This is a genomic window from Bradyrhizobium sp. WSM1743 (assembly GCF_000473065.1).
Taxonomy (GTDB): domain Bacteria; phylum Pseudomonadota; class Alphaproteobacteria; order Rhizobiales; family Xanthobacteraceae; genus Bradyrhizobium.
Genome location: NZ_AXAZ01000151.1, coordinates 1 through 1,409 on the forward strand (window position 1 = coordinate 1; position 1,409 = coordinate 1,409).

The 1,409-nt window shown below is 62.0% G+C and carries 1 pseudogene; it reads left to right on the plus strand.

The window, feature by feature from the left end:
- Positions 1-321: 321 nt before the first annotated feature.
- Positions 322-1,335 (plus strand): annotated as a pseudogene (locus YU9_RS44055) (IS256 family transposase); the annotation flags it as partial.
- Positions 1,336-1,409: the final 74 nt, after the last annotated feature.

Here is a 1,409-nt window from a genome sequence, read left to right on the forward strand (position 1 = left end):
CAGGCACTCGACCATCGGCTATCTCAGCCCGGTTGAGTTCGAGCGCAAGGTGGGATTAGCTTAACCTGGTGTCCATCAAACCGGCAGCAGCTCAGACGGGCCGCCAGGGGGTGAGGGTGTGTTCAGTGGGGGACATGGCTGTAGTAAGCGGGTTCTAGTGGGTCCCTACATACACCGATCCGTTCCTCCGCTCTATCACCGTCACCCTGAGGCGCTCGCCGGTAGTGTGCTGAAGGTTCTGCAAAAGCTGAGAGGCTGATGCGGTCATGGTAAGTCCGGTGATTGCGAAGATCACCGCTCGTAGAGGAGCTTGGACCCGCCATGACCGTGACGAAGATTAGGACGGACGTCGCTGCAGTCAAAGAGTTGTTGAGGTCGGACAAGGAGTTCCTGAGGCCGCTGATTCAGGGTGCGGTGCAGGACATTCTCGAAGCCGAGATGACGGAGACGCTGGGTGCGGAGAAGGGAGAACGCAGCGAGGGACGGCTTGGCTATCGCTCCGGCTACTATCCGCGCTCGCTGATCACCCGGGTCGGCAAGATCGAGCTGAAAGTGCCGCAGGACCGGCAGGGGCGGTTCTCGACCGAGCTGTTTGAGCGCTATCAGCGCTCGGAGAAGGCGCTGGTTGCGGCCTTGGCCGAGATGTACGTGCAAGGCGTCTCGACACGGAAGGTGAAGCAGGTCACCGAGGAACTGGTAGGCCATGCCTTCTCGGCCTCGGCGATCAGCGCGATCAACAAGCGGCTGGATGGGTCGCTGAAGGCCTTTTGCGAGCGCAAGCTCAAGGAACCGTTCCCCTATCTGATCCTGGATGCGCGCTATGAGCGGGTGCGCGAGGACGGCATCATCGCGAGCCAGGCGGTACTGATCGCGATCGGCGTCGACTGGGAAGGCCGGCGCCAGGTGCTCGCGGTCGAGCTCGCCAACCGGGAGAGCCGGTCGAGCTGGAAGGAGTTTTTGGAAGCCCTGAAGGCCCGCGGCCTGCATGGCGTCGAGTTCGTCGTCTCCGACGATCATCCCGGTTTGAAGAAGACGATCGCCGAAGTCCTCGCCGGCGTGTTCTGGCAGCGCTGTTATGTGCACTTCCTGCGCAACGCGCTCGACTATGTGCCGCGCAAGGTCGATGACGATTGTCTGCTCGAGCTGCGCTGGATGTACGACCGGCGCGACCTCTCGGAGGTGCGGCGCGATCTGGCGGCGTGGCTTGCCAAATGGGGCGGCAAATACCCCAAGCTCACCGGCTGGGTCGAGGACAACATCGAGGAGACCTTGACCTACTTCCGGCTGCCGCTGGGGCACCGCAAGCACATGAAGTCGACGGATGAGATGGACAAGCGATTTTTAATGACCGCGCCGCGATGACGATTGCGGAAATCGCGTCCATTCTTTTGTTCGGCCGCGCCGCGGGC